Source organism: Serratia sp. BIGb0234 (assembly GCF_024809915.1).
GTDB classification, from domain to species: Bacteria; Pseudomonadota; Gammaproteobacteria; order Enterobacterales; family Enterobacteriaceae; genus Serratia; species Serratia liquefaciens.
In genome coordinates this window covers 299,937-323,062 of record NZ_JANUEI010000003.1, presented here as the reverse complement: position 1 = coordinate 323,062, position 23,126 = coordinate 299,937, and the positions used below count along the sequence as shown (strand labels likewise).

Below are 23,126 nucleotides of genomic sequence, written 5' to 3'. Positions count from 1 at the left end.
TATCTCAGTCTGTCTAACAAACCGGAACCGCCATCGCTCCATGCGCCAAACAGTAGCGCAACCAATCAGCAAGAAACTGGTTAATTTGATGCTTTTCGTCGCGTTGATGCAACTTTTTGTTGGGATAATCATAACGCGCTTTAAAGCGATAGATCTGCTGACTTGAACACACTTCCGCAACCATCGCGTCATGATACAGGCGCACCGTCATGGCAGGCAGGCTCCAGTAGCTGACCGCCGGGACGGTCTGCTCAATCTGCACCAGCGAGGTATAGCGTGTGGATTCAACAATAGTCAGACGATAACTGGCGCCACTCACCTGATAAGTCACCGTTTCGCCCACTTCATCGTTGCGCGGCAACAAGCGGCGCAATTGCGCGAAGTTGGTTTCGCACAATCTCATCATTTCGGGGAAATCAGGGGTATAGCGCTGTTTCATTAGTTGGCCCACTCTTTTCTCAACGATTCATGGTGCAACGCCAGCCACTGCAATGCAATCACTGATGCCGCGTTATCAATCGCGCCCTCTTCAACCCAGCGGTAAGCCTGTTCGCGGCTGACCACATGGACACGGATATCTTCATGCTCTTCTTCCAGTCCATGGATACCTTCCGCCGTGGTGGCATCCACCTCGCCGACCATGATCGACAAGCGCTCGCTGGTGCCGCCTGGGCTCGCCAGATAACTCAGCACCGGCTTGCAGCGCCCGACCGTCACGCCGGCTTCTTCCTGCGCTTCGCGGCGGCACACGTCTTCAACGCTTTCGCCGGTTTCGATCATACCCGCCACCATTTCCAGTAGCCAGGGCGAGCTACTGGTATCGACCGCAGCGATGCGCAGTTGTTCAATCAGCACCACTTCGTCACGCACCGGGTCATAAGGCAGCAGCACCGCCGCGTGCCCACGCTCGAAAATTTCGCGCTTAATCTCCGGGCTCATATCGCCGTTGAATAAACGGTGACGAAAGCGATATAAATTGAGTGAAAAAAAACCACGGTAAAGTGTCTCACGTGCAATAATTTCTACATCATTTTTATCGAGAGTAACGGGCGATGGCTGCGAGTGGCTCATAAGCGAATTCTCCTGCGTGAGTATGCCGATAAAATAAACAGTTTTGATGACAGAAACGGCGGGATAATCTTCCGCGGCTTTATGATAGATTGTGAGCCATGATATCAGGTGTGACGTACGCAGCCAGTTGAACTAAGGTAAACAGGCGGCCTGAAAGGTAAAAGTTACGCAAGATGGCACATTCCGCCACCTTATGCGTACAACAGACTCTGTTAGAATCGGCAACTATTTCGTCTATCGTCAGCGCTAACTACATAGCAATATTGCTGCACAACAAGGAATGCAAATGAAGAAACTGCTCCCCCTTCTTATCGGACTGAGCCTGGGCGGCTTCAGTGCAATGAGCCAGGCAGAGAACCTGCTGCAGGTCTACAAACAGGCCAGGGAAAGTAACCCGGATCTGCGCAAAACCGCCGCTGACCGTGACGCCGCATTCGAAAAAATCAACGAAGCGCGCAGCCCCTTACTGCCACAGTTGGGGTTAAGTGCGGGTTATACCCACACCAATGGCTACCGTGACAGTCGCGATAAGAACAGCGATGCCACAAGTGGTTCACTGGCGTTGACCCAGACCATCTTCGACATGTCGAAATGGCGCGCGCTGACGCTACAGGAAAAAACTGCCGGCATCTCCGACGTGACCTTCCAGACTTCGTCGCAACAGCTGATCCTCGATACCGCCACCGCCTATTTCAACGTGCTGAGCGCCATCGATTCACTGTCCTATACCCAAGCGCAGAAACAGGCGGTATATCGCACCCTGGATCAAACCACTCAGCGCTTTAACGTTGGTCTGGTAGCGATCACCGACGTGCAGAACGCCCGTTCCAACTACGATACGGTGCTGGCGGCGGAAGTCACTGCCCGTAACACGCTGGATAACGCGTTGGAAAAACTGCGCCAGGTCACCGGCACCTTCTACCCGGAACTGGCTTCGCTGAATACCGACCGTTTCAGCACCCAGCGCCCGGAAGCAGTGAATAATCTGCTGAAAGAGGCCGAAAGCCGCAACCTGAGCCTGTTATCCGCCCGTCTGAGCCAGGATCTGGCCCGCGAGCAGATCCGCTCTGCGCAAACCGGCTATATGCCAACGATTGACTTCAATGCGTCCACAGCAGTCAGTAACACCAAAAACAACGGCTCGCGTAATTCAACGCCAGACGCCGATATTGGTCAGAACAAAGTGGGCCTGAGCTTTAATATGCCGCTTTACAGCGGTGGCCAGACCAACTCGCAGGTGCAACAAGCACAGTACAACTTCGTCGGCGCCAGTGAGCAACTGGAAAGTGCGCACCGTAATGTGGTGCAGACTGTTCGTTCCTCGTTCAATAACGTGAACGCCTCGATCAGTAGCATCAACGCCTACAAACAGGCAGTGGTGTCGGCTCAGAGTTCACTGGATGCAATGGAAGCAGGTTATCAGGTCGGTACCCGCACCATCGTCGACGTGCTGGATGCCACCACCACGCTGTATAACGCCAAGCAACAGCTCTCCAGCGCGCGTTATACCTATCTGATCAACCAGTTGAACATCAAGTTCGCACTCGGTACCTTGAACGAGAACGACCTGATGCTGTTGAACGGTGCGTTGGGCAAACCAATCTCTACCTCGCAAGACGTGGTAGCGCCACCGACCACGGCGCAAGACGCTTATGCCGACGGTTATCAGGATAATGCGCCTGCACAGCAAAGCGCAGCGCCGGCACCGGTTGCCGCTACCCGGATCTCTGCGCCGGTGAGCACAACCACTCCGCCTGTACGCAACAGCGGTAATCCATTCCGCAACTGATTCGCGCACAGCATTGAAAACGGGGTATGGCATCTGCCAGCCCCGTTTTTTTTGTCTCGGCTTATAGATTTGGATCCTCAGCCCCAATAGCAGGAATTCACTTCTGGGCGTTTGGGCAGAAGAACTGGCTGAAAATCGAGAAAAGGCTCAAATAACCTGCATAAGTGCTTTCATGTATCCCATCGCATAGGCCATACCCGAGTGCCATGGCGCCTCACAGCTCATCTGCGGCGAATGATCGGGGATCAGTACACCGTTAAATTTGCACTCTTTCAGCACTCGCAACACCTTCGGCATGTCTATATCACCTTCATCGATAAAGGTTTCATGGTAGTACGGCACCTTGCCTTTCACATTGCGAAAGTGGATATAGGCAATGGCATCCTGTTGTGCGTACTGCTCCACCGCCTGGTAAACATCCCCCGCTGACATTTCGGCGATAGTGCCAAGGCAGAATTCCAGCGCATTCGCGTGGCTGGGTTGCAAATTCAGCAATTTTTGATACAAATGCGGTTGATTGACCAACCGCGGCTGACCGCGTACAAACTCGAGCGGTGGATCATCCGGATGCGCTGCCAGCCTGACGCCAGCCTCTTCCGCCACCGGGACAATCTGCGCCAGGAACCACTCAAGACGCTGCCAAAGCTGCTCTTTCGTCGTCACCTCTCTCAACCCTGTAGCGTTTTCATCCACCACCATATTCCACGCCATGCTGGCCGGTAGCGGGCTTTCTGTTTGCTCATTGGCTCCGTTTAGCCCAACGGTTTTTGCTCCGCCACGCGCTTTATTTTCCTCTATTCGACCGGCGACCCCGGCCAGGCTGAAGTTATAGCCAAAAACGGGAATACCGGCGGCACCCACATTGCGAATAATTTGTTTAACCGTTTCTATCTGCTGAGTTTTTTTGGGGCCATCAAACAGAATGTCGTCCCAATGACAGGGATCGAAGTTTTCGATGGCAAAAAATGTCAGGCCGAATTTCTCCATCCGGGCACGAATATCGAGCAGATCTTCCGTGCTCCAGATCTCCGCCTGTGCCGTTCCCCACCCTTGAGTATCGCCCACGGGCTGATTCGAACGAGAAAAACGATCGTTTCGATGAAAGTAATCCACCATGTGCACCACGACATGCGTCGCACCGCACTGGCGAGCAAAGGCAAAGTGCTCATCATCCAGCATATGCTTGTACAGACCGAAACCCAGTTTCATCACCTTATCTCCTGAAGAAAAAAAATTTTATTTATCACCGATTACGGATTCGTACCCTGCCCCTCAGGCAGAAGCTATCAACCTGTATGACAGGTTATGAGAAATAAAAATAACAGAAAAGCGGCAAATCACTGCGATGTGATCTTCATCGTCAATATGGCAACGGCAAACCGTCGAAAAGAAGAGGGGGTGATATCATCACGGCTATCGCTTTATCTCGTTTGGATGGGATCCGATGGAGAACACTTCACGCTGGCAACGCCTGATCGAAGGCGAACTGCCGCCGGCCCAGCGCCCTGCTCCGGCAATTTATGCTTCCTGGCTACGTTGTCGCAGCCTGATGCAGCCTGCGGTGTGGAAAGCCCCCCACTGCGCGCTGGGCGCGACTTTTGCGTCAATCTGCCAGCGTAAGAACGATCTGCTGACGCTCGGCCAGGCAGCGTTGGAGGACGCCTGCGAATACATGGAACAGCGCCGCTGCCTGTTGGCTATCCTCGACGAAAGCGGCTGCATGCTGTGGCTGTGCGGCGATGTCCTGACTCGCGAACGTCTGCAGCTGTTGGGGTTTACCCCCGGCGCCTACTGGGCGGAAGGTGATATCGGCACCAATGCACCGTCGCTGGCGGCGTCGGAGGGGCATCCGATACAGGTACGCGGCAGCGAGCACGTGCGTCAGGCGCTGCACGACTGGTCATTCTGCGCCACCCCGGTCTATGACAACAGCGGCCGTCAACGCGGGTCAATTGCGCTGGGCTGTCTGCTGGCCGACTGCGCCGCCGGCGATCTGTCCCTGACGCTGGCACTGGCACGCGAAATCGGCAATTCGCTGAATGCCGATGGCCTCCTTGCCGAGTCCAACCGCCACCTGAACCAGCTTTACGGCCTGCTCGACGGCGTGGATGACGGCGTTATGGCCTGGGACCACCGCGGCTACCTGCAGTACATCAACCAGCGTGCCGCCACCCTGTTGAAACTGGATGAGCAGCAAAGCCAGGGCAAACCGCTGACACAGCTGCTGACGCTGCCCGCGTTGCTCAACCGAGCTATCGCCCAGCGTCAGGCGCTGCAGCACGTTGAAGTCACCTTTGAGAGCCAGCGGCAGTTTATCGCAACGCTATTGACCCTGAAGCCGATCTTCGACGGCGAGCGCTGCAGCTTTATCGCCCTGCTGCACCCGCTGGAAAGGCTGCGCCAGTATGTCAGCAGCCAATTGGGGCGCGTCAGCCACAGCTTTGAACAGATGCCGTCCGCCTCGCTGGAGATGCGTCGCTTGATCCGCTATGGCCAACAGGCGGCGAAGGGGCAGCATCCCATTTTGCTGTGTGGCGAAGAAGGCGTCGGCAAGGAACAGCTCAGCCAGGCGATCCACAATGCCAGCGATCGCGCCGCCGGGCCCTATATTGCCCTCAACTGTCAGCTATTGCCGGAGGCCCAGGGGCTGCGCGAGCTGCTGGGCAGCGACGCCAACGAAGAGGAAGCGGGCCAGCTCAGCAAGTTTGAACTGGCCAACGGCGGGACGCTGTACCTGGAGCAGATTGAGTATTTGCCGATGGAAATGCAGTCGGCACTGTTACAGGTGCTGAAAACCGGCGTGGTAATGCGGCTCAACTCTAACCGGGTGATCCCCGTCGACGTGCGGGTGATCGCCAGCAGCGCCGCCGATCTGCCATTGCTGGTGCAGCAAAATCGCTTTCGCCGTCAGCTGTTTTACAGCCTGCAGGCGTTCGAGATCCAGATCCCGGCGTTACGCCAGCGCCTGAGCGATATTCCACTGTTGGTGAAGCATCATCTGCGTACGCTGGAACAGCATTTCCAGTGCCGCTTCCGGGTAGACGACGAGGTGATGACCCAACTTGGGCTCTATCTGTGGCCCGGCAACGATCTGGAGCTGAAAGGCGTGGTGGAGCGCACGGCGATGATGTGCCACGGCCACCACCTGCAACTGGCCGATCTGCCCGAGCACCTGCTCGGTCAACAACCCTTACTGGAAAGCGATCCGCAGCCGGGTATGCCGCTGTTAACATTGGCGGAAATGGAGCGCCAGGCGATCATTCGCGCGGCCAACGTCAGCCGCGGGCAGTTGAATGAAATGGCGCAGTTGCTGGGGATTGGCCGCACTACGCTGTGGCGGAAAATCAAACAGTATCAGATTGATATCCGCCAGTTTAAGCTGCGCGCCTGAGGCGGCCGTCAGTGGCTGAGCTGCAATACCCCGCGTGCCGCATCCAGCATCGCTTTTTGGCCGTTGCGGGTTTTGCTCATGCAGTCGTGCATGCCAATCACCATCGGGATCCCCATCGCCTTAGCGAGGATCGCGCTGTGCGACAGCGCATTGCCACCGCTCAGGCAGATGCCCAGCACCAGCCGGCGATCTAACATCACCACGTCAGACGGCATCAGTTCGTCCATCACCAGAATCGACGGTGTGGTCAGCGTGATTAACGGCAACGGCTGCTGCTGCAAATGGCTCAAGGTGCGGCGCAGCATGTCGCGCACATCCAGCTCACGCGCCCGCATATATTCGTCGTCCAGCGCGCGATACTCCTCGGCTATCGCTTCCATCTCCTGCTGCCAGGCCTGCTCGGCACTGCATTGCTGACGGGCAATGCGGGTATAGGCCGCCTGTTGCAGGTCCGGATCGTCCAGCAACATGCTGTGCGCGCCGAAAATCGCCGCCTGCGGCTTGCCAATCAACGAGCCGGTGCGCTCCGCCAGGCGGTTCAAATCGCTTAGCGTATGTTGCAGCGCTTCACGCAGCCGCTGCTGTTCGTTGAGTACGTCATCGGCGCCAATCTGGCGTTCGGTGATCGCCGGGCAGAAGCTGTACGCCTGCCAAACCGGGCCGCTGGTGACGCTTTCCGCCACCGGGATACCGTGCAGCGAAGGTAAGCTTTGCTCAGAGACCGTTTCGCCAAAGTGCTGCTCCGCCAATGCGCTAAAGGCCGCCAGCGCCTGGTCGGCCTGCGCACCGTCGGCAATCAGCCGGATGGTGTCGCCATGACGCACCTGCAACAATGCCAGTTGGTTAAGGCTGCGAGGATTGGCGCACTGCCCCTGCTTTTCCAGCACCAGTTCGGCATCGAACGGCGCCAGCGCTTCCGCCAGCCGGGCCGCCGGGCGGGCGTGCAGCCCATGTGGGTTCTGCACCGTCCAACTGACGCTTTTCCCCTGCGTCAGCGGTAATTCAACCTTTTTGACCACGGGCGCAGTACCCTCGCCCAGTTGCGCCTGCTTGGCCTGCAGCGCGCCTTGCGCCTCGGCCAGCACCTGCTCCAGCCCCGCGCCGGCATTTGCGGCAACCACGGCGGCCAGCGTCCCTTCAACCAACGGCGCCGAACACAGCCTGACTTTGGCGGCTAGCGCCGGATCCAGCAGATCGATGGCGGTTTCGGCGCTCAACAGCGCGCTGCCCAGGTCCATCAGCACCACAATGCCCGCGCCCTCAGCCACCGACTCTATCGCCTCCATCACCTTGATCGCATCGGTGCCTATCGGATGCTCCGCATCATCGACACCCGCTGCCAGCGCCAGTTTGCAGCCGTCGCCACGCATCATCTGCAATGCCAGTTCCTCAACGCCGCGAGCCAACTGCGCACTGTGTGAAACAACAACGATATTGATCATCTCGCCTCCTGCTATTGGCCGGCGACCTCTGCCAGCGTTTTCATCATCAGCATCACCGAAGTCGCGCCCGGGTCCTGATGACCGATGCTGCGCTCACCCAGATAGCTGGCTCGCCCTTTGCGCGCCTGCATGGTGATAGTGCTTTCGACCGCCTGCTCTACCCGCTCACTGGCGCGCTGCAGGGCTTCCGCGACGCCAAGCTGCTGCTCAACCGACTGACCAAGGCTGTCCACCACCGCCCACCAGGCATCGCACATGGTTTTATCACCCGGTTCCGCCTTGCCGCGCATTACTACGCCGTCAACGCCTTCCTGCATCAGTTGATGCAGCTCCGCCAGATCCAGGCTCTGCTTGGCATTCGCCGCCTGCGCCGCACGGATGAAGAAGGTGCCAAACAGCGGACCGCTGGCGCCGCCCACGCTGGACAGCAGCGTCATGCCGGTGTTTTTCAGGATAAAACCAATGTCTTTGTCCGCCACCGAAGGCAGTTTCTCCACCACCTTGTTGAAGCCGCGGTTCATATTAAGCCCGTGGTCGGCGTCGCCGATCTCGGTATCCAGCCGGGTCAAGAAATCGCGCTGCTGAGTAAACACTTCGCCGCAACGCATCAGCCAATCGACCACTTGTTGTTTGGTTAACGCCATAATTCCTCCTCAGCAACCCCAACGCAGCGCAGGCGTTTTCACCGGCGCATCCCACAGCGACAACAACTCGTCATCCACCTTCAGCAGCGTGATTGAAACCCCTTGCATGTCCAGCGACGTGCAGTAAGAACCGATCAGGCTGCGTTCGACGATCAGGCCTGCTTCGGCACAACGCTCCGCCAGACGGTGATAGACGCCATACAGCTCGGACAAAGGTGTCGCACCCAGGTTATTCACCAATGCAATCACGCGATCGCCGCGCGTCAGCGGCTGCTTGGTTTGCGCTTCATCACGCCATTCCCCCTGCTGACGATCCCAAACGCGGAGGGTGCGCTGGTAATGGCCATGGTCTATCAGGGTATGGAACATGTCGTCCACCGCCGCATTGAGGGTGGTAAACGGACGCCGTGCAATGCCCGGCTCGCCGTGAATGCCGACGCCAAACTCCATCTCGTTTTCCGCCAGCACGAACGAGGGCTTGCCGGCGGCCGGTACGGTACAGGCTCCCAATGCGATGCCGATCGAATGCCCGTGATTGTTGATGCTGTGGCCCAGCGTCACCAGGCTATCCAGATCGTCGCCGCGCGCCGCTGCCGCACCGAGCAATTTTTCCATCAGCACGGTATTGGCCACCCCGCGACGTCCGGCGGTGAACAGGCTGTCTTTGACCGCCACGTCATCGTCCACCAGCACCGTCGCCACCTGGACGCCGCTGTCATGCAGCAGCTCGGTGGCGGTTTCAAAGTTCAGCACGTCGCCGGTATAGTTTTTTATTAGCAACAACACCCCGGCACCACCGTCGATCGCCTGGCCGCACTCGTACATTTTGTCCGGCGTTGGCGAGGTGAAAATTTCGCCCGGGCAGGCACCGTCGAGCATGCCTTCGCCGACAAAGCCGCAGTGCATCGGCTCATGGCCGCTGCCGCCGCCGGACAGGATCGCCACTTTGCCCGCGACCGGCGCGTCGGCGCGAGTGACGAACACCGGCTCCTGATGCACCAACAGCTCCGGGTGCGCCTCTGCCAGCCCCAGCAGTTGCTCTTCCAGTACCGATTCCACCTTATTAATCAGTTTCTTCACGGTTATTTCCTCGTTTGGCCCACGGGACGCAGCCTGCTGCGCCCCTGCGGCATCAGCTTGAGTGTCGTTGCAGCCAGGCATTGCCCAGCCGATCTGCCGTCAGAATGGCCGCCTGAACGCTGGCCGGCGTGACCTTGAACGGCATGTTGTGGATAGTTTCGCCGGCAACGCAGCTGGCTTCGGCAACCGCCATGATTTTCTCTGCCGCATCGCCGCTAACCCCCATTTGCGCCAGCGTGATCGGCAAACCGAGCTGCTGACAGAAATCCAGCACCGTTTCGATCTGCTCCATGCTGCTGTTTTGCAGCACCAGCTGCGACAGCGTGCCAAAAGCCACTTTCTCGCCGTGGTACAGATGATGGCACTCTTCAAGCACGGTAAAGCCGTTGTGGATGGCATGCGCTCCCGCCAATCCGCTGCTTTCAAAGCCGATGCCGCTCAGGTAGGTATTGGCCTCGATAATGCGTTCGACCGCCTCCGTCACCACTCCGGCCTCGACCGCCAGCTTGGCTTTGACGCCCTCCGCCAACAGCGTCTCATAACACAAGCGCGCCAGACTGAGGGCTGCCAGCGTCGATTTGCCGCCCGCCATACTGGTGGCTTGCGCATCGAAACACGCCTGCGCCTCAAAATAAGTCGACAGCGCATCGCCCATGCCTGCCACCAGCAGCCGCACCGGGGCCTTGGCGATAATTGCACTGTCCATCACCACCATGTCGGGATTGCGTGGGTAAATCAGGTATTCGGCAAATTCGCCCTGTTCGGTATAAATCACTGATAACGCGCTGGTCGGCGCATCGGTAGAGGCGATGGTCGGGATCAGCACCACCGGCAGATGCTGGTAATACGCAATCGCTTTGGCGGTATCCAGCGTTTTGCCGCCGCCGATGCCAATCACTCCGCGACAACCGTGAGCCTTGAGCTCCCGGCCGAGCCGGTCGATTTCCTTATGGCAGCATTCGCCGTTGAACACGCAGGCATGGTGCTTCACCCCGTGCTGCTGCAGGCTGCCCATCAGGGTATCGCCCGCCAGCTTCATCACGAAGTCGTCGGCAATCACGAAATAATGGTCGGCAAGGTTTTTGGCGTATTCGCCCACGGTGGCCAATGCGTTGGCACCCTGAATGTACTTGCCTGGAGACTGGATGATTCTCAACATAACCGGATCCTTGTAGGGAAATTGGCGATGGTAACGTTCAGATATCAGGTGATGCTGCGTCGGTCTTGTGCCGCCGCGTTGTTATGGACTGACTATAGGGCTTGCCGCTTGCTTTGCGATCTCGGGATTTTTCGTTTCATTATGGAACATTACTTTCCCCTTCACGTTCCATAATGAAACCCTGACGCCGCTTTTTTAGTCAGTAAAGCGAGCTGGCGCACAGCCCAACGTATAACTGCGTAAAGAGTGGATTCTGTGGGCGTTTCAGCTTTAATTTTGACCATCTTTCCCCTATTCTTACGGCCACTACTGGGAAAGGGCGAAAACAGCCCGACTGATGGGATTACTAACGATGAAACGGACAAAAAACATCAACCAAGAGACGTTCCGCAAATCCTGGCGCAACTACCGTGTTGCCCCCGTGGCTTTGGCGATCAGCGCAGTCTTTATGCTGGCCGGCTGCGAGAAGAGCGATGAAACTGTCTCCATGTATCAGAATGCCGACGACTGTTCGCGCAACAACCCTTCCATGAGCGAGCAGTGCACCACCGCCTATAACAACGCCCTGAAAGAAGCCGAGAAAACGGCGCCGAAATACGCAACCCGCGAAGACTGCGTCGCCGAGTTCGGCGAAGCTCAATGTACTCAGGCACCTGCTCCGGCCCAGGCCGGCATGGCCGCAGAGTCGCAGAGCAGCGGCAGCTTCTGGATGCCGCTGATGGCCGGTTACATGATGGGCCGCATGATGGGCGGCTCCGGTTTTGCTCAGCAACCGCTGTTCACCTCGAAAAATGCAGCCAGCCCGGCAAACGGCAAGTTTGTTGACGCCAGTGGCAAGAGCTACGGCCCAGCCACCGCAGGCGGCCGCACCATGACGGTGCCGAAAACCGCGATGGCGCCAAAACCGGCAGTGACCAATACCGTCACCCGCGGTGGCTTCGGTGAATCCGTGGCCAAGCAAACCAGCATGCAGCGCAGCAGCGCAACGTCCAATTCCGGCTCACGCAGCATGGGCGGTTAATGCATGAAACGCGTTGCGATTACCGAGCGTCCGGACTGGCGCGAAAAAGCCACCGAATTTGGCTTCCGCTTCCACACCATGTACGGCGAACCCTACTGGTGTGAGGATGCCTATTACCAATTCACGCTGGCGCAGATTGAAGAAATTGAAAACGCTACCGCTGAATTGCACCAGATGTGCCTGCAGGTGGTAGAGAAAGTGGTCAGCAGCGACGCGCTGATGACCAAGTTCCGCATCCCGAAACACACCTGGGAATTTGTGCGCAGTTCATGGCGCACCAACCAGCCTTCGCTGTATTCGCGTCTCGATCTGGCCTACGACGGCGTTAACCCGCCCAAGCTGCTGGAGAACAACGCCGATACGCCAACTTCGCTGTATGAAGCAGCCTTTTTCCAATGGCTGTGGCTGGAAGATCAGATCAATGCGGGCAACCTTAGCCCGGAATCCGATCAGTACAACAGCCTGCAGGAAAAGCTGATCGAGCGTTTCGCCGATCTGAAAGCGCACCACGGTTTTGGCCTGCTGCATATGGCCTGTTGCCAGGACAGCGAAGAAGATCGCGGGACAGTGCAGTATCTGCAAGATTGCGCGCTGGAAGCCGGCGTGCCGACCGAATTCCTGTTTATGGAAGAGATTGGCCTGGGTGAAAAAGGCCAGTTTACCGACCTGCAGAACCAGGTCATCGGTAACCTGTTCAAGCTTTATCCGTGGGAGTTCATGCTGCGCGAGATGTTTTCCACCAAGCTGGAAGACGCCGGCGTACGCTGGCTGGAGCCGGCATGGAAAAGCATCATTTCCAACAAGGCACTGCTGCCGATGCTGTGGGAAATGTTCCCGGATCATCCAAATCTGCTGGCGGCCTACTTTGCAGAAGACGAGCACCCGCAGCTTGACCACTACGTCACCAAGCCGCTGTTCTCACGCGAAGGCGCCAATATCCAGATCGTGCAGAACGGCCAGCAGGTCGCGAGCGTCGATGGCCCTTACGGCGAAGAAGGCATGATCGTGCAGCAGTTCCACCCGCTGCCCCAGTTCGAAGGCAGCTATACGCTGATCGGCAGTTGGCTGGTGGACGATCAACCCTGCGGTATCGGCCTGCGCGAAGATCGTGAACTGATCACCCAGGATCTGTCGCGTTTCTATCCACATATCATTCTCGGCTAACGGCTCAGTTCTTGGGTAAAAAGCGCGATCTTATCGCGCTTTTTTTATGCATTTCGCCTGGTGATTAATCGATTAACCTTCTATACTCGAAGCGTCTGTTCTCCTCGGGCGGAGCAACCAGATATGAAACTGACGTCCATGATCCCACCGCAGGTCAACCTGGCGGACGGATGCTTTACCGCACCTGATGTTCAACGCAAATCCACGACGCTGGGCAGCCTGGCGGGGATCTTTGCCGATGCCGTGGCCTGGCAAAGCTTATCGGCGGAGCTTGCCGTCTATCAGGTTGAAATGCTGCCTTCCGTGCAGCAGGAAGGCGAGCTGTTTGTCGGCACAACTCATCTGCAACCTGGCCGGGTGGGCGACGAATTCTTTATGACCCGCGGGCATATTCACCAGCGGCCAGAACAGGCCGAGTTCTATTTTGGCCTACGGGGCCAAGGTTTGCTGTTGCTGCAACACCAGGACGGCGCTTGTACGCTGGAACAGGTTTCCCCCGGTAGCGTTCATCATATCCCCTCCTTTACTGCCCACCGTTTGATCAATACCGGCAATGACGTGCTCTCTGCGCTGGCGGTGTGGCCAACGGTCGCCGGCCACAACTACGATGCGTTGCAGCCTCAGGGTTTCAAGCTGCGGGTCTTTGCCGATGGCGATGGCTGGAAGGCGGAGGCGCAATATGAGTGACTCAATGCTGCGATTTGGGCTTGATGTCCGTATTAGCGACAGCCCGATGGGATTTGGCTATGGCAATGACGTGATTGGCCCCTTGCCGGAGATACGCACGCTGGAGCAAATCCGCCGTTCCCTGCGCGACCCTGACTGCCAGGGACCAGAGCAGGTTTATGCCATCGCGATGGACGTCGCGAAACAGCAACATTTGGCCGAATTGAAGAAACGCATGCTGTTGTTCGGCATTGTCACCTATGCCCAAGGGCAATTGGGCCAGGAGCCGATACGCAGCCAGGGACACGTACACCGTATCAGCGCGCACAGCGGTTGGTCACCACCGGAGCTGTATGAAATCTGGCAGGGAAAAGCGATCATTTACATGCAGGAACGGGTGGAATATGAACCGGGCCGCTGCTTCGCCGTCCACGCCGGACCCGGCGAGAAGGTGCTGGTGCCGCCGGGCTGGGCCCACGCCACGATTTCTGCCGATCCTCACCAGCCGCTGACCTTCGCGGCCTGGTGCGATCGTGAATATGGCTTCGAATACGATGCCGTGCGTGAATACAAAGGACTGGCGTGGTACCCGCTATTGCAGGGCGACAATATAATCTGGCAACAGAACCCGCGTTATCAATCCGGCCGGCTGCACGCCATCGGCCCACGCCAATACCATGAATTCGGTCTGAGTGATGCCCCGCTCTACTCGCAGTTTGAAACCGATCCGGCGCGCTTCCAGTTCATTTCCAAACCGGGCAGCGTAGCGGAAAAATGGCAACGGTTTGAGCCCTAAAGACTACTGTCTAATTCAATAATAGGAAATTTCTACCCTATGAGTTTCAAGCTGCAGCCTAGGCGCCTGGCTGCAGCTTGAAAGGCGACGGGTATCAGGAGAACAAGCCGCAGGCCACCCCCGCCGCTGCCAGGGCCAACAGCCCCAACATCGCTTTCACCGGTGACAATCCCCGCTTGGCCATCAGATACCAGGTCATCAGCACCACGATCAGCGGCATCAGGTTAGGGAAAATGCCGTCCAGCATTTGCTGCAGGTGAATATTCACCCCGTCTTTGGTGATGAACTCCAGACCGGTGCCCAGTTTGACGTAGCTCGCGGCTACGCCGCCCATAACGAACACTCCCAGCAGGGAAAGCGCTTCTCGCAGGCGTGAGGACTTGCTGCTGACCAGCATTTCCACCGAGCCGGAGCCCATATGGTAGCCCTTCATAAACAGCCAGTAAGACCCGGGAATGACGATCAGGCTGAACGCCATAATGTAGAATAACGGGCCAATCACGCTGCCGCCGGCAGCCAGCGCCATACCGATGCTCAACAAAATGGGCAGCAACATGCCCGGCACCATGGAGTCGCCGATACCGGCCACCGGCCCCATCAGGCCGACCTTGAGCGTATTGATGGTTTCACCGTCGATCGGCTCACCGTTGGCACGTTTTTCCTCCAGCCCTATCACCATGCCGTTAACAATCGCGCCCAACTGCGGCTCGGTGTTATAGAACGAAGTATGGCGGCGAATGGCCTCAATGCGCTGTTGTTTTTCCGGATACAGTTTTTTCAGCGCCGGCATCATGCTCAGGCAGAAACCGTAAGATTCCAGACGTTCAAAGCTCATCGACGACAGGTTGTACATCATCCAACTGCGCCAGCAACGACGCAGGTCCTGCTTATTCAATTTTGGTGTTGGCGTATCCATCAGAATTCATCCTCATCGTCAGCCTGAGGCGCGGCCTGTGCGGCAGCCGCCTGCGGCTCTGGCTTATAGTTGTAGTGAATCAATGCCAGCAGCGCGCCGACAATCACCAGCGCCACCATATTCAGCTTGAGGAAAACAATGCAGATGAACCCCACCAGGAAGTAAATCAGCATGCTGTAGCTTTTAATAATCTGCTTAAGAAGAATGGCGATACCGACCGCAGGCAGAATGCCGCCGACCACGTTCATGGTAGTCAGCACCAGCGTCGGCAAGCTGTCCATAAAGGCGTTGATATAGCGCGCCCCGAAAAAGACGGCGATAAACGTCGGTACAAAGCGCAGCAGGAAGTTGGTGACCTGCGGCCAGATGGCGCTGTTAAGGTAAATGCCCTGTTCGTCCCCGCGCTCCACCGCCAGATCCGCGCGGTGGTTCCAGTAGGAATTGAGTACCATCATGGCATTGAACAGCACGGTGCCCATGATGCCGATAGTCGCTGCCAGGGCGACGGCCACCTCGGGCCCCTTACCGGAAAGAATGCCCAGCGCAATCGCCGGGAATGCTACAAAATTGAGGTCGGCCGGCATCGATCCGCCCGGTGTAACCATGGCGATATAAACCGCCTGTACCGCCACACCAATGATGATGCCGGTCTGTACATCGCCGAGGATAGCCCCCACCAGCATGCCGGAGACCAGCGGACGGCTGAGAATATACCAGCCTCCGGTCAGTCCCAGCAGCCAGGGGCTGCTCAGCGCGCCGAGATAGCAAAGTATCCCGATAAGCGTCGCTTCAAACCACATAGTTCACTCCCGCCGTTCAGGCTTATTTGAGTTTCTTTTTTGCATCCAGCCAGCTGAAATGGCTGGCATCCGGGACTAAACGGAATTCGATGGCGTGGCCGTGTTCGGTCAGGAAATCAAAGGCTTCCGATTCTGGTACCGTCACGGATTGATTCGGGCCGATAGTCACCGTGTCTTTGCGGGCAGACATCGGGCCGACGTTGATTTTCTTGTTGCGATTGCTGAGGTCGATTCCTGCTTCCATCAGCCGTCGCAGCGTGACCGGCGATTTGCCAATCACGAAGTACTGCTTGTCGCTGGCAATCACCTTCGGCAATTTTTCTATCGCCTGCTGTACGGTGAACAGCCATACCTTGGTATCCTGCACTGCCCCTTTCATCACCGATGACAACAGCGGATCTGCCGCGACCTCATCATCAATCGCCACGATGCCGTCGCAGGGCAGCTCTTTCGCCCAGCGGGTCACCAGTTGACCGTGAATGACCCGGTCGTCGATACGTACGAATGAAATAGCCATACTCTCTCCTCAGAAATCGTCCATTTGCGCCGTCACCGCAGGACGGGCAAGCGCAATCGCCTCACCGCCCTGCGCCACCAGCTCCTGTGCCGCCAGTTGAACATCCTTTCCTTCCAGCAATTCGGCACTCATCAGCAACATCGGGAAATTCACGCCGGTCACCACCGCCATCGGCACTGGCGCATTGGGATCAAAGGCGTGACGACAAGCCACGTTGTACGGCGTACCGCACAGCATGTCGCACAGTATCAACACACCGTCAGCCCCTGCGCTCACCCGACGCAGTTCGTCGGCAAACTCCCGCTTAAAAGCCTCGATGCCGGCGCCTTCACTCAGACCGACATGGCTGGTCCCCGGCAACTCGCCGTAAACCATGCGCGCACTGCTCAGTAACGCCTCGGCCAGCGGCCCATGAGAAGTCACAATCACTCTCAACATAATGTTTATCCCCTTACCCAGGCTTTAATGGTGCCCAGGGTTTTACCCAGGCTGCGGCCATGTGGGCTGATGCGATACGCCCCGACCGCAGCCGGGACGATGAAGGTTTCCGCGTAATGCACCACAAAGGGAGCAAAATGGCCCTCAGGGCTTTCAACCACTGCCTCTTCCCCTTCCACCAGATTCAGCACGTTCACTCGCCCTTCGGTATGGTGTAACACCGGTTCACTGAACCAGTGACGGCGGGTTTCGATAAATTCGCGCTCGTGCAGGCCGGTTCGCTCTTCCTGCCAGCCTTGCCCTTCAGCAACCGGTTCAACGCGGTTGACCAGGTGCTCCGTTGCCCAGTCGGTGTCGCATTGCCAGTTGATCACCTGCTCACCGTGCTGCAAATGCACCGGACGCGGCAGGCCATCTAATCCCACACGGCCCCAGTCCCACAGTTTGAAGGTGAAAATGTACGGCGTAGCGCTGATCTCCAGCACCATGGTACCCGCACCTGAGCAATGCACCGTCCCAGCTGGGATCAGGAAGTGATCGTGTTTACGCGCCGGGAAGCGGTTCACAAAACGGCGATCGTCGAACGCCTTTTCGCCCCTTTGGGAGGCCGCCAGATCGGCCATCATCGCCTGCGGATCGGTACCGTTTTTCATCCCCAGATACACTTCGGCGCCTTGCTCTGCCGCCAGAATGTAATAGCTTTCATCCTGGGTGTAATGCATGCCGAAATGCTGTTGGATGTATTCCGTCAGCGGGTGCACCTGGAAGCTGAGGTTTTGCCCGCCGACGGTATCCAGCAGGTCAAAACGGATCGGGAATTCGGCGCCGAAACGGGCGTGTACGCGCTCGCCCAGCAGGGGCCTCGGGTATAACAGCACCAAATCCTGTGAGGGGATCTCGACCCGAACGTCACCAAAACGCATTAGCAGGCTGTTTTCCTCGGGCACGCAGTCAAAACACCACGCGTAGTTGGCTGCCGTCGGGTCGAGATCGAACTGTTGCTTCATCCATTGACCGCCCCAAATACCGGGGTCAAAAAAGGGCACGACGCGGAATGGACGTTGGGTGACCTGCTGCAATCCAGCGTGGAATGCCTCGCCACTCACGGCCTTGGGCTTACCTGCCTGGTTGGTGTCCAACACCAGGTCAGCACGCTGCAACAACGGGGTTTTATGGCGATCGAACACCCGCCATTCCACAAAAAAGGCCCGCTTGTAACGGCGCAACACGTCTTCGTCCACATTGGTTACGCCCCAGTTGCCCAGTTCACCACGGCGAAAACGCTGCTGGATTTCCCAGCGAGCCATGTCGGCATACACCAGCACATCGCCCTCGGCGATCAACGCCGCGCCCGGTCCATAAATCACTACCAGGCCACTGTCGACGCTCGCAATTTGATCGCGTAGCTGCTGCACGCGCTCATCATCAAAAAATTCAGGCAGTTGATGGCATGACAGCACGCCAAAAACGCGGTCATCGGTTAAGTTGCGTTCAATCATCGCGTGAATATGCGATTCATCATATTTGGCCAATTCGGCGTTGATACTGCTGGCGGGCTTCAGCGGATGGATAAGATTCTCGCTCAGTTCTGCCAAATTCACCCCAGGGTAGCAATCCACCACCAACAGGGTTTTGCGTAACCCGAGGGCGGCAACCTTGCGGCTGACTGCCTCGACCACCGCCGGCCAACCTTGCCAGGCGGCATGATCAAAGCCCTGAACCGCCACTTCCGGGTGTTTGTCATAGCTTGTTGCGTTGCGCTGTTGCTCTGTCATATCCTTCTGCCTATGCACTGAATAGATAGAAAAAGATTAATCGATTAACCCCATAACAAACAGGCTGATTAACGAGATTAACCTCATATAACGGATAATAACCTGCTAAAAAGCTTATAAATCGCGATCGTCGTCACACTCTATTTAACGAAATCACACAGAAAAAGGTTAATCGATATACCTTGATGTAAAAGCCAGTATCGACAGGAGATGAAATGAGCACCATAACCTTGGCGGATGTCGCCGCATACGCAAAAGTCTCCACCGCTACGGTTTCGATGGTATTGCGCAACCGTGGCCGCATATCGGATGAAACACGCAAGCGTGTGCTGAGCGCCATCGATCATCTGGGCTACGTTTACAATCAGACCGCGGCAAACCTGCGCAATCGCAGCAGCAATCAGGTCGGCCTGCTGCTACATGACATCACCAACCCTTTTTACGCCGAGATGACCGCCGGGTTGAGTCAGGAAATGGAACGCCATCAACTGATGCTGTTTCTGGCCAACAGCGAAGAATCGGCCGACAGGCAACAAAAATTTGTCGACTCGCTGCTGCAAAACAGCGCCAGCGGTATGGTGCTGTGTGCCGCCCGACAAACGCCGAGCCTGTTTTTTGAAACGCTGAAACGCCGCAAGATCCCGGCCATCATGGTGGTCAGGCCGGTGGCTGATGCGCACTTTGACTTTGTCGGCACAGATAACTTCCTTGGCACACAGTTGGCAACCCAGCATCTGTTGGATCTTGGCCATCGCAATATTGCTTTCATCGGAGGATCCATCAACTCCACCACCCGCGCGCAGCGGTTGGGGGGTTACACCAGCAAGCTGCTGGAACGGGGGATTGTGGTCAAGGGCGAATGGATCGTCGACAGCGAGGCCAGCCAAAGCTCCGGCGCCAAGGCTGCAGAGCAGTTGCTGATGGCCCATCCGGAAATCACGGCGGCGTTATGCTATCAGGACATTGTCGCGTTGGGTGTGATGCAGACATTACGCAAACTCGAGCGCCAGATTGGCCGTGATTTCGCGCTGATAGGGTTTGATGATATTACCGAAGCGTCGCTGGTGCAGCCGGGTTTGACCACCGTATCGGTGGCCTCCCGCGAGATCGGCCGCAAGGCGGGGGAACTGCTGTATAGCCGCATTCAAGGCAATGATGAACCGCCAAAACGCATCATCCTGCCGCCTTCGCTGGTGATCCGCCAATCCTGCGGCTTTGCCGATCAATCTACGCCAGCCTGAGGCCGGCGTAGAGCCTTTAGCCAACCTGCACCGACAGCATACTCAGTGCGCTCATCTCGATGCCCTCCACCGGAAGGGTTATCGCCTCTTTGCCGTCCCAACTGCCCAGTACGTATAACAGCGGCAGGTAGTGTTCCGGCGTCGGGTTAGACAGCGCTGCGCCTTCGTGCTGCATAAAATTGACCAGCGGGTGGTTATCTCCCTGATAATTCAGGTTATCACGCACAAACCGGTCAAACGAAGTGGCCCACGGATAAGGGGTGGCGTCCCCCTGCCATTTTACCATCCGCAGGTTATGCACCACGTTGCCGCTGGCGACGATCATCACCCCCTGGTCACGCAACACCGCCAGTTTACGGCCCAGTTCATAATGGTATTCCGCCGGTTTGGTGCCGTCGATGCTGAGCTGCACGATCGGAATATCCGCCTCGGGATACATTTTGATCAACACGCCCCAGGTGCCGTGGTCCAGGCCCCATTCGCTGTCGTCTGCCGTGACAGTAATCGGCGCCAACACTTGCTGGATCTGCGCCGCCAGCGCAGGGGATCCTGGCGCCGGATACCGGGTATCGAACAGCGCCTGCGGAAAACCGCCAAAGTCATGGATGGTTCTTGGTTTTTCCATCGCGGTCACCGCGGTGCCACGGGTGTACCAGTGAGCAGAAACGGCAATGATGGCCTTCGGGCGCGGCAGCGTTTCACCCAGATGACGCCAGGCCTGGGTATAGCGGTTTTCTTCCAGCGCGTTCATCGGGCTACCGTGGCCGAGAAAAAGTGCAGGCATACGAGAGCTGTTCATACAAGATCCTTGGTCAGTCGCAAACATGATGGGGACTAGACTACGCCGTTTGCCACGGCGACACAGCCGGATAACCGTGATGATGATCTTCAATAAATTTGAACGGTTAAAACGATAGAAACAATCAGCCAAATCCACTCGATTTATGCCTTTACTCTGTTAGTATCAGAAAATAAACGATAATTTCAGCATAAAAGGAGACAACCATGTCCGTACCGCTGCTCCTGACCTTGCTGGCCGGCGGCGCCACCTTTGTCGGCGCCCTGTTCGGCATTATTGGCCAGAAGCCTTCCAACCGAATGCTGGCTTTTGCTCTTGGATTTGCCGCCGGGATTATGCTGCTGATATCGCTGATGGAAATGCTGCCCGCGGCGCTGCACACCGTCGGCATGTCGCCGATGATGGGTTACGGCATGTTCATGCTTGGGCTACTGGGGTATTTCGCGCTGGACCGCATGCTGCCGCACCAGCACCCGCAGGATCTGATGCAGCAACCGCTGAAACCGCACAACCTGAAGCGCACCGCGGTGCTGTTGACGCTGGGCATCAGCCTGCACAACTTCCCGGAAGGCATCGCTACCTTCGTCACCGCCAGCGCCGACCTGGAACTGGGCATGGGCATTGCGTTGGCCGTGGCTATCCACAATATTCCTGAAGGTCTGGCGGTGGCTGGCCCGGTGTATGCCGCAACCGGCTCCAAGACCAAAGCCCTGCTGTGGTCCGGTATTTCCGGCATGGCGGAGATTCTCGGCGGCGTATTGGCGTTCCTGCTGCTTGGCCCGATGATTTCGCCGGTGGTAATGGCGTCGATTATGGCGGCGGTTGCCGGCATCATGGTGGCGCTGTCGGTTGATGAACTGATGCCGTTGGCGAAAGAAATCGATCCGCACAATAACCCGAGCTACGGCGTCCTGTGTGGAATGGCGGTGATGGGATTCAGCCTGACGCTGTTGCAAAGCGGCGGCATAGGTTAACGGTTTTCAGCCACAAAAAAAGCCGCATTACGCGGCTTTTTTCATCGTCAGAAGGTCAGATCGTTATCAGCTGGCTTTCTTTTCGTGAGCCTGGCGGTAAGCCACCAGATCTTCGATGGTCAATACGGTCATATCATGCTGTTTGGCAAACACGATCACTTCCGGCGCATGCGCCATGCTGCCATCGTCGTTAGTCAGTTCACACAGCACACCGGCAGGTTTGAAACCGGCCATAGAGACCAGATCGATAGTCGCTTCAGTGTGACCACGACGGCTCAGCACGCCACCTGGCTGCGCGCGCAGCGGGAAAACGTGCCCAGGACGATTCAGATCGCTTGGCTTGGCGTTATCGGCCACGGCCGCACGGATAGTGGTCAGGCGATCGGATGCAGACACGCCGGTGGTCACGCCCTGCGCCGCTTCGATAGTCACGGTGAAGGCCGTCTGGAACTGGCTGGAGTTGTTGGTCACCATCATCGGCAGTTCGAGCTGCTGACGACGTTCTTCGGTGAGACACAGACACACAATACCGCTGCCGTGGCGAATGGTCAGTGCCATCTGCTCAACGGTCATGGTTTCTGCGGCGAAGATCATATCACCTTCGTTTTCACGATTTTCATCATCAAGCACCATTACACCGCGGCCATTGCGCAATGCTTCAATAGCTCGCTCTACGCGTTCTACCGGCGTGCCGAAATCTGAAAGTAGGGTCTGATTCATGGTAAAAAACCTCATTAAAAAATTATGGATTACCAGAACCAGGGCGATCTTGAGGAGTAGCTAGCAATAGCTAAAAAAATAACGCAAGCGGGCGCAAACCCGGCAGATACCGTTACTCTCTCCCATCCGGACTATAACCGTCGGCCCCGGAATTACACCGGATCTGCTGACCTCTAACCAAGCTGCAAGAGACTGGCTGAGCGCTCGCGGGCTTTCACCGTAGAAGGTGATTTACCGCCGGTGGGGACTTGCACCCCGCCCTGAGAATAAGCTTCTCGACTATAACGCTAATGATTAATCAGGGCAATTGGCAAAAGCACAATTCGGCCAATCACAGGGAATGCGGTTATTAGTTTATCCGGCGGGCAACTCGCATTACACTAGACGACAGCTATTAAACTCTGAAAGGGATACGCCATGATTGACCCGAAAAAAATTGAACAGATCGCACGCCAGGTGCATGAATCCATGCCTAAAGGCGTACGTGAATTCGGGGAAGACGTTGAGAAAAAAATCCGTCAGGTGCTGCAGTCGCAGCTTACCCGTCTGGATTTGGTCAACCGCGAAGAGTTCGACGTTCAGACACAGGTGCTGCTGCGCACCCGTGAAAAGCTGGCGTTGCTGGAACAACGCATGAACGAGTTGGAAAGCAAGCTGAACGCAGCACCAGCCGCACAACAGCCAGACGCAGAATAGTTACCGCTAAGGGCGCGGCATCGCGCC

Annotated in this window: 23 protein-coding genes and 1 riboswitch; of the genes, 9 read left to right on the top strand and 14 right to left on the bottom strand. The window is 57.0% G+C overall.

All coding sequences use genetic code 11. From position 1 onward, the window contains the following. Window positions 1-13: 13 nt before the first annotated feature. Window positions 14-439, bottom strand: a complete 426-nt coding sequence (locus M2407_RS14395; RefSeq protein WP_020828688.1) for a DUF1249 family protein — start codon at window positions 437-439, stop codon at window positions 14-16. After that, window positions 439-1,071 carry an ADP-ribose diphosphatase gene (nudF, locus tag M2407_RS14390; RefSeq protein WP_020828689.1) on the bottom strand — a complete coding sequence of 211 codons (633 nt, stop codon included), beginning with the start codon at window positions 1,069-1,071 and terminating at the stop codon, window positions 439-441. Before nudF ends, M2407_RS14395 begins: the two co-directional genes overlap by 1 nt. A 286-nt stretch (window positions 1,072-1,357) precedes the next feature. On the opposite strand from nudF, the gene tolC reads away from it, so the two are divergent. Then, a complete protein-coding gene (gene tolC / locus M2407_RS14385; RefSeq protein WP_259218476.1) occupies window positions 1,358-2,860 on the top strand; it encodes an outer membrane channel protein TolC in 1,503 nt (500 codons plus the stop codon). A 147-nt stretch (window positions 2,861-3,007) separates the two neighbouring features. Here the strand turns inward: tolC and M2407_RS14380 are convergent, their stop codons facing one another. Then, complete coding sequence (locus M2407_RS14380; protein WP_259218599.1) at window positions 3,008-4,069, bottom strand: mannonate dehydratase; 1,062 nt, start codon at window positions 4,067-4,069, stop codon at window positions 3,008-3,010. A gap of 235 nt (window positions 4,070-4,304) precedes the next feature. Here M2407_RS14380 and dhaR point away from each other — a divergent pair, with 235 nt between their 5' ends. Next, entirely contained in the window at window positions 4,305-6,251 is a 1,947-nt protein-coding gene (gene dhaR, locus M2407_RS14375; RefSeq protein ID WP_046372601.1) for a dihydroxyacetone kinase operon transcriptional regulator DhaR, read from the top strand. Window positions 6,252-6,259: 8 nt separating this feature from the next. Here the strand turns inward: dhaR and dhaM are convergent, their stop codons facing one another. Genes dhaM through M2407_RS14355 form a run of 4 tightly spaced genes read right to left on the bottom strand, consistent with a single transcriptional unit; the run spans window position 6,260 to window position 10,576 of the window. After that, the gene (dhaM, locus tag M2407_RS14370; protein WP_122080260.1) at window positions 6,260-7,693 is read right to left on the bottom strand and encodes a dihydroxyacetone kinase phosphoryl donor subunit DhaM; all 1,434 of its coding nucleotides are present in this window, start codon (window positions 7,691-7,693) and stop codon (window positions 6,260-6,262) included. 11 nt (window positions 7,694-7,704) lie between these two features. Further along, window positions 7,705-8,337 (bottom strand): dihydroxyacetone kinase subunit DhaL, encoded by a 633-nt coding sequence (gene dhaL / locus M2407_RS14365; protein WP_259218475.1) that lies wholly within the window; start codon window positions 8,335-8,337, stop codon window positions 7,705-7,707. Window positions 8,338-8,346: 9 nt separating this feature from the next. After that, a complete protein-coding gene (dhaK, locus tag M2407_RS14360; RefSeq protein ID WP_041415710.1) occupies window positions 8,347-9,417 on the bottom strand; it encodes a dihydroxyacetone kinase subunit DhaK in 1,071 nt (356 codons plus the stop codon). Window positions 9,418-9,469: 52 nt separating this feature from the next. Continuing rightward, window positions 9,470-10,576 carry a glycerol dehydrogenase gene (locus tag M2407_RS14355; RefSeq protein WP_259218474.1) on the bottom strand — a complete coding sequence of 369 codons (1,107 nt, stop codon included), beginning with the start codon at window positions 10,574-10,576 and terminating at the stop codon, window positions 9,470-9,472. Window positions 10,577-10,928: 352 nt separating this feature from the next. Between M2407_RS14355 and M2407_RS14350 the strand changes: the two genes are divergently transcribed. The 4 genes from M2407_RS14350 (at window position 10,929) to M2407_RS14335 (ending at window position 14,223) form a co-directional block, all read left to right on the top strand. Next, complete coding sequence (locus M2407_RS14350) at window positions 10,929-11,597, top strand: DUF1190 family protein (protein WP_020828697.1); 669 nt, start codon at window positions 10,929-10,931, stop codon at window positions 11,595-11,597. Between the two features lie 3 nt (window positions 11,598-11,600). Continuing rightward, window positions 11,601-12,761, top strand: a complete 1,161-nt coding sequence (locus tag M2407_RS14345; RefSeq protein WP_020828698.1) for a glutathionylspermidine synthase family protein — start codon at window positions 11,601-11,603, stop codon at window positions 12,759-12,761. A 123-nt stretch (window positions 12,762-12,884) separates the two neighbouring features. Next, the gene (locus M2407_RS14340; RefSeq protein ID WP_217331592.1) at window positions 12,885-13,448 is read left to right on the top strand and encodes a glucose-6-phosphate isomerase family protein; all 564 of its coding nucleotides are present in this window, start codon (window positions 12,885-12,887) and stop codon (window positions 13,446-13,448) included. Beyond that, window positions 13,441-14,223, top strand: coding sequence for a glucose-6-phosphate isomerase family protein (locus M2407_RS14335; protein ID WP_046372596.1), 783 nt, complete (start codon window positions 13,441-13,443; stop codon window positions 14,221-14,223). The genes M2407_RS14340 and M2407_RS14335 overlap by 8 nt, the downstream gene beginning before the upstream one ends. 94 nt (window positions 14,224-14,317) lie before the next feature. Here M2407_RS14335 and M2407_RS14330 read toward each other — a convergent pair whose 3' ends face one another. The 5 genes from M2407_RS14330 to M2407_RS14310 are packed head-to-tail and all read right to left on the bottom strand — an operon-like array spanning window position 14,318 to window position 18,669. Then, window positions 14,318-15,139, bottom strand: a complete 822-nt coding sequence (locus tag M2407_RS14330) for a PTS system mannose/fructose/sorbose family transporter subunit IID (RefSeq protein ID WP_020828701.1) — start codon at window positions 15,137-15,139, stop codon at window positions 14,318-14,320. Then, entirely contained in the window at window positions 15,139-15,939 is an 801-nt protein-coding gene (locus tag M2407_RS14325) for a PTS sugar transporter subunit IIC (protein WP_020828702.1), read from the bottom strand. The genes M2407_RS14330 and M2407_RS14325 overlap by 1 nt, the downstream gene beginning before the upstream one ends. 22 nt (window positions 15,940-15,961) lie before the next feature. After that, complete coding sequence (locus M2407_RS14320) at window positions 15,962-16,456, bottom strand: PTS sugar transporter subunit IIB (protein ID WP_128864544.1); 495 nt, start codon at window positions 16,454-16,456, stop codon at window positions 15,962-15,964. A 9-nt stretch (window positions 16,457-16,465) separates the two neighbouring features. Continuing rightward, window positions 16,466-16,894, bottom strand: a complete 429-nt coding sequence (locus M2407_RS14315) for a PTS sugar transporter subunit IIA (protein ID WP_201895991.1) — start codon at window positions 16,892-16,894, stop codon at window positions 16,466-16,468. Window positions 16,895-16,899: 5 nt separating this feature from the next. Continuing rightward, the gene (locus M2407_RS14310; RefSeq protein ID WP_201895990.1) at window positions 16,900-18,669 is read right to left on the bottom strand and encodes a class I mannose-6-phosphate isomerase; all 1,770 of its coding nucleotides are present in this window, start codon (window positions 18,667-18,669) and stop codon (window positions 16,900-16,902) included. 215 nt (window positions 18,670-18,884) lie between these two features. On the opposite strand from M2407_RS14310, the gene M2407_RS14305 reads away from it, so the two are divergent. After that, window positions 18,885-19,910 (top strand): LacI family DNA-binding transcriptional regulator, encoded by a 1,026-nt coding sequence (locus tag M2407_RS14305; protein ID WP_044553550.1) that lies wholly within the window; start codon window positions 18,885-18,887, stop codon window positions 19,908-19,910. Between the two features lie 16 nt (window positions 19,911-19,926). Here M2407_RS14305 and ygiD read toward each other — a convergent pair whose 3' ends face one another. Then, complete coding sequence (gene ygiD / locus M2407_RS14300; RefSeq protein ID WP_174574801.1) at window positions 19,927-20,709, bottom strand: 4,5-DOPA dioxygenase extradiol; 783 nt, start codon at window positions 20,707-20,709, stop codon at window positions 19,927-19,929. Between the two features lie 206 nt (window positions 20,710-20,915). On the opposite strand from ygiD, the gene zupT reads away from it, so the two are divergent. After that, entirely contained in the window at window positions 20,916-21,683 is a 768-nt protein-coding gene (zupT, locus tag M2407_RS14295; protein ID WP_020828708.1) for a zinc transporter ZupT, read from the top strand. Between the two features lie 66 nt (window positions 21,684-21,749). Here zupT and ribB read toward each other — a convergent pair whose 3' ends face one another. Continuing rightward, the gene (gene ribB / locus M2407_RS14290; RefSeq protein WP_020828709.1) at window positions 21,750-22,403 is read right to left on the bottom strand and encodes a 3,4-dihydroxy-2-butanone-4-phosphate synthase; all 654 of its coding nucleotides are present in this window, start codon (window positions 22,401-22,403) and stop codon (window positions 21,750-21,752) included. Window positions 22,404-22,513: 110 nt separating this feature from the next. Then, window positions 22,514-22,675, bottom strand: a riboswitch (FMN riboswitch). A gap of 145 nt (window positions 22,676-22,820) precedes the next feature. Between ribB and ubiK the strand changes: the two genes are divergently transcribed. Beyond that, entirely contained in the window at window positions 22,821-23,099 is a 279-nt protein-coding gene (ubiK, locus tag M2407_RS14285) for a ubiquinone biosynthesis accessory factor UbiK (protein WP_006328184.1), read from the top strand. Window positions 23,100-23,126: the final 27 nt, after the last annotated feature.

Excerpts from the sequence above, each read along its gene's own strand:
- ygiD (WP_174574801.1), bottom strand. The coding sequence starts at position 20,709 with ATGAACAGCTCTCGTATGCCTGCACTTTTTCTCGGCCACGGTAGCCCG.
- ribB (WP_020828709.1), bottom strand. The coding sequence starts at position 22,403 with ATGAATCAGACCCTACTTTCAGATTTCGGCACGCCGGTAGAACGCGTA.
- ubiK (WP_006328184.1), top strand. The coding sequence starts at position 22,821 with ATGATTGACCCGAAAAAAATTGAACAGATCGCACGCCAGGTGCATGAA.
- dhaL (WP_259218475.1), bottom strand. The coding sequence starts at position 8,337 with ATGGCGTTAACCAAACAACAAGTGGTCGATTGGCTGATGCGTTGCGGC.
- dhaR (WP_046372601.1), top strand. The coding sequence starts at position 4,305 with ATGGAGAACACTTCACGCTGGCAACGCCTGATCGAAGGCGAACTGCCG.
- M2407_RS14315 (WP_201895991.1), bottom strand. The coding sequence starts at position 16,894 with ATGTTGAGAGTGATTGTGACTTCTCATGGGCCGCTGGCCGAGGCGTTA.
- M2407_RS14330 (WP_020828701.1), bottom strand. The coding sequence starts at position 15,139 with ATGGATACGCCAACACCAAAATTGAATAAGCAGGACCTGCGTCGTTGC.
- dhaM (WP_122080260.1), bottom strand. The coding sequence starts at position 7,693 with ATGATCAATATCGTTGTTGTTTCACACAGTGCGCAGTTGGCTCGCGGC.
- nudF (WP_020828689.1), bottom strand. The coding sequence starts at position 1,071 with ATGAGCCACTCGCAGCCATCGCCCGTTACTCTCGATAAAAATGATGTA.
- M2407_RS14305 (WP_044553550.1), top strand. The coding sequence starts at position 18,885 with ATGAGCACCATAACCTTGGCGGATGTCGCCGCATACGCAAAAGTCTCC.
- M2407_RS14350 (WP_020828697.1), top strand. The coding sequence starts at position 10,929 with ATGAAACGGACAAAAAACATCAACCAAGAGACGTTCCGCAAATCCTGG.
- zupT (WP_020828708.1), top strand. The coding sequence starts at position 20,916 with ATGTCCGTACCGCTGCTCCTGACCTTGCTGGCCGGCGGCGCCACCTTT.
- M2407_RS14340 (WP_217331592.1), top strand. The coding sequence starts at position 12,885 with ATGAAACTGACGTCCATGATCCCACCGCAGGTCAACCTGGCGGACGGA.
- M2407_RS14325 (WP_020828702.1), bottom strand. The coding sequence starts at position 15,939 with ATGTGGTTTGAAGCGACGCTTATCGGGATACTTTGCTATCTCGGCGCG.
- M2407_RS14395 (WP_020828688.1), bottom strand. The coding sequence starts at position 439 with ATGAAACAGCGCTATACCCCTGATTTCCCCGAAATGATGAGATTGTGC.
- M2407_RS14355 (WP_259218474.1), bottom strand. The coding sequence starts at position 10,576 with ATGTTGAGAATCATCCAGTCTCCAGGCAAGTACATTCAGGGTGCCAAC.
- tolC (WP_259218476.1), top strand. The coding sequence starts at position 1,358 with ATGAAGAAACTGCTCCCCCTTCTTATCGGACTGAGCCTGGGCGGCTTC.
- M2407_RS14345 (WP_020828698.1), top strand. The coding sequence starts at position 11,601 with ATGAAACGCGTTGCGATTACCGAGCGTCCGGACTGGCGCGAAAAAGCC.
- M2407_RS14335 (WP_046372596.1), top strand. The coding sequence starts at position 13,441 with ATGAGTGACTCAATGCTGCGATTTGGGCTTGATGTCCGTATTAGCGAC.
- M2407_RS14310 (WP_201895990.1), bottom strand. The coding sequence starts at position 18,669 with ATGACAGAGCAACAGCGCAACGCAACAAGCTATGACAAACACCCGGAA.
- M2407_RS14320 (WP_128864544.1), bottom strand. The coding sequence starts at position 16,456 with ATGGCTATTTCATTCGTACGTATCGACGACCGGGTCATTCACGGTCAA.
- M2407_RS14380 (WP_259218599.1), bottom strand. The coding sequence starts at position 4,069 with ATGAAACTGGGTTTCGGTCTGTACAAGCATATGCTGGATGATGAGCAC.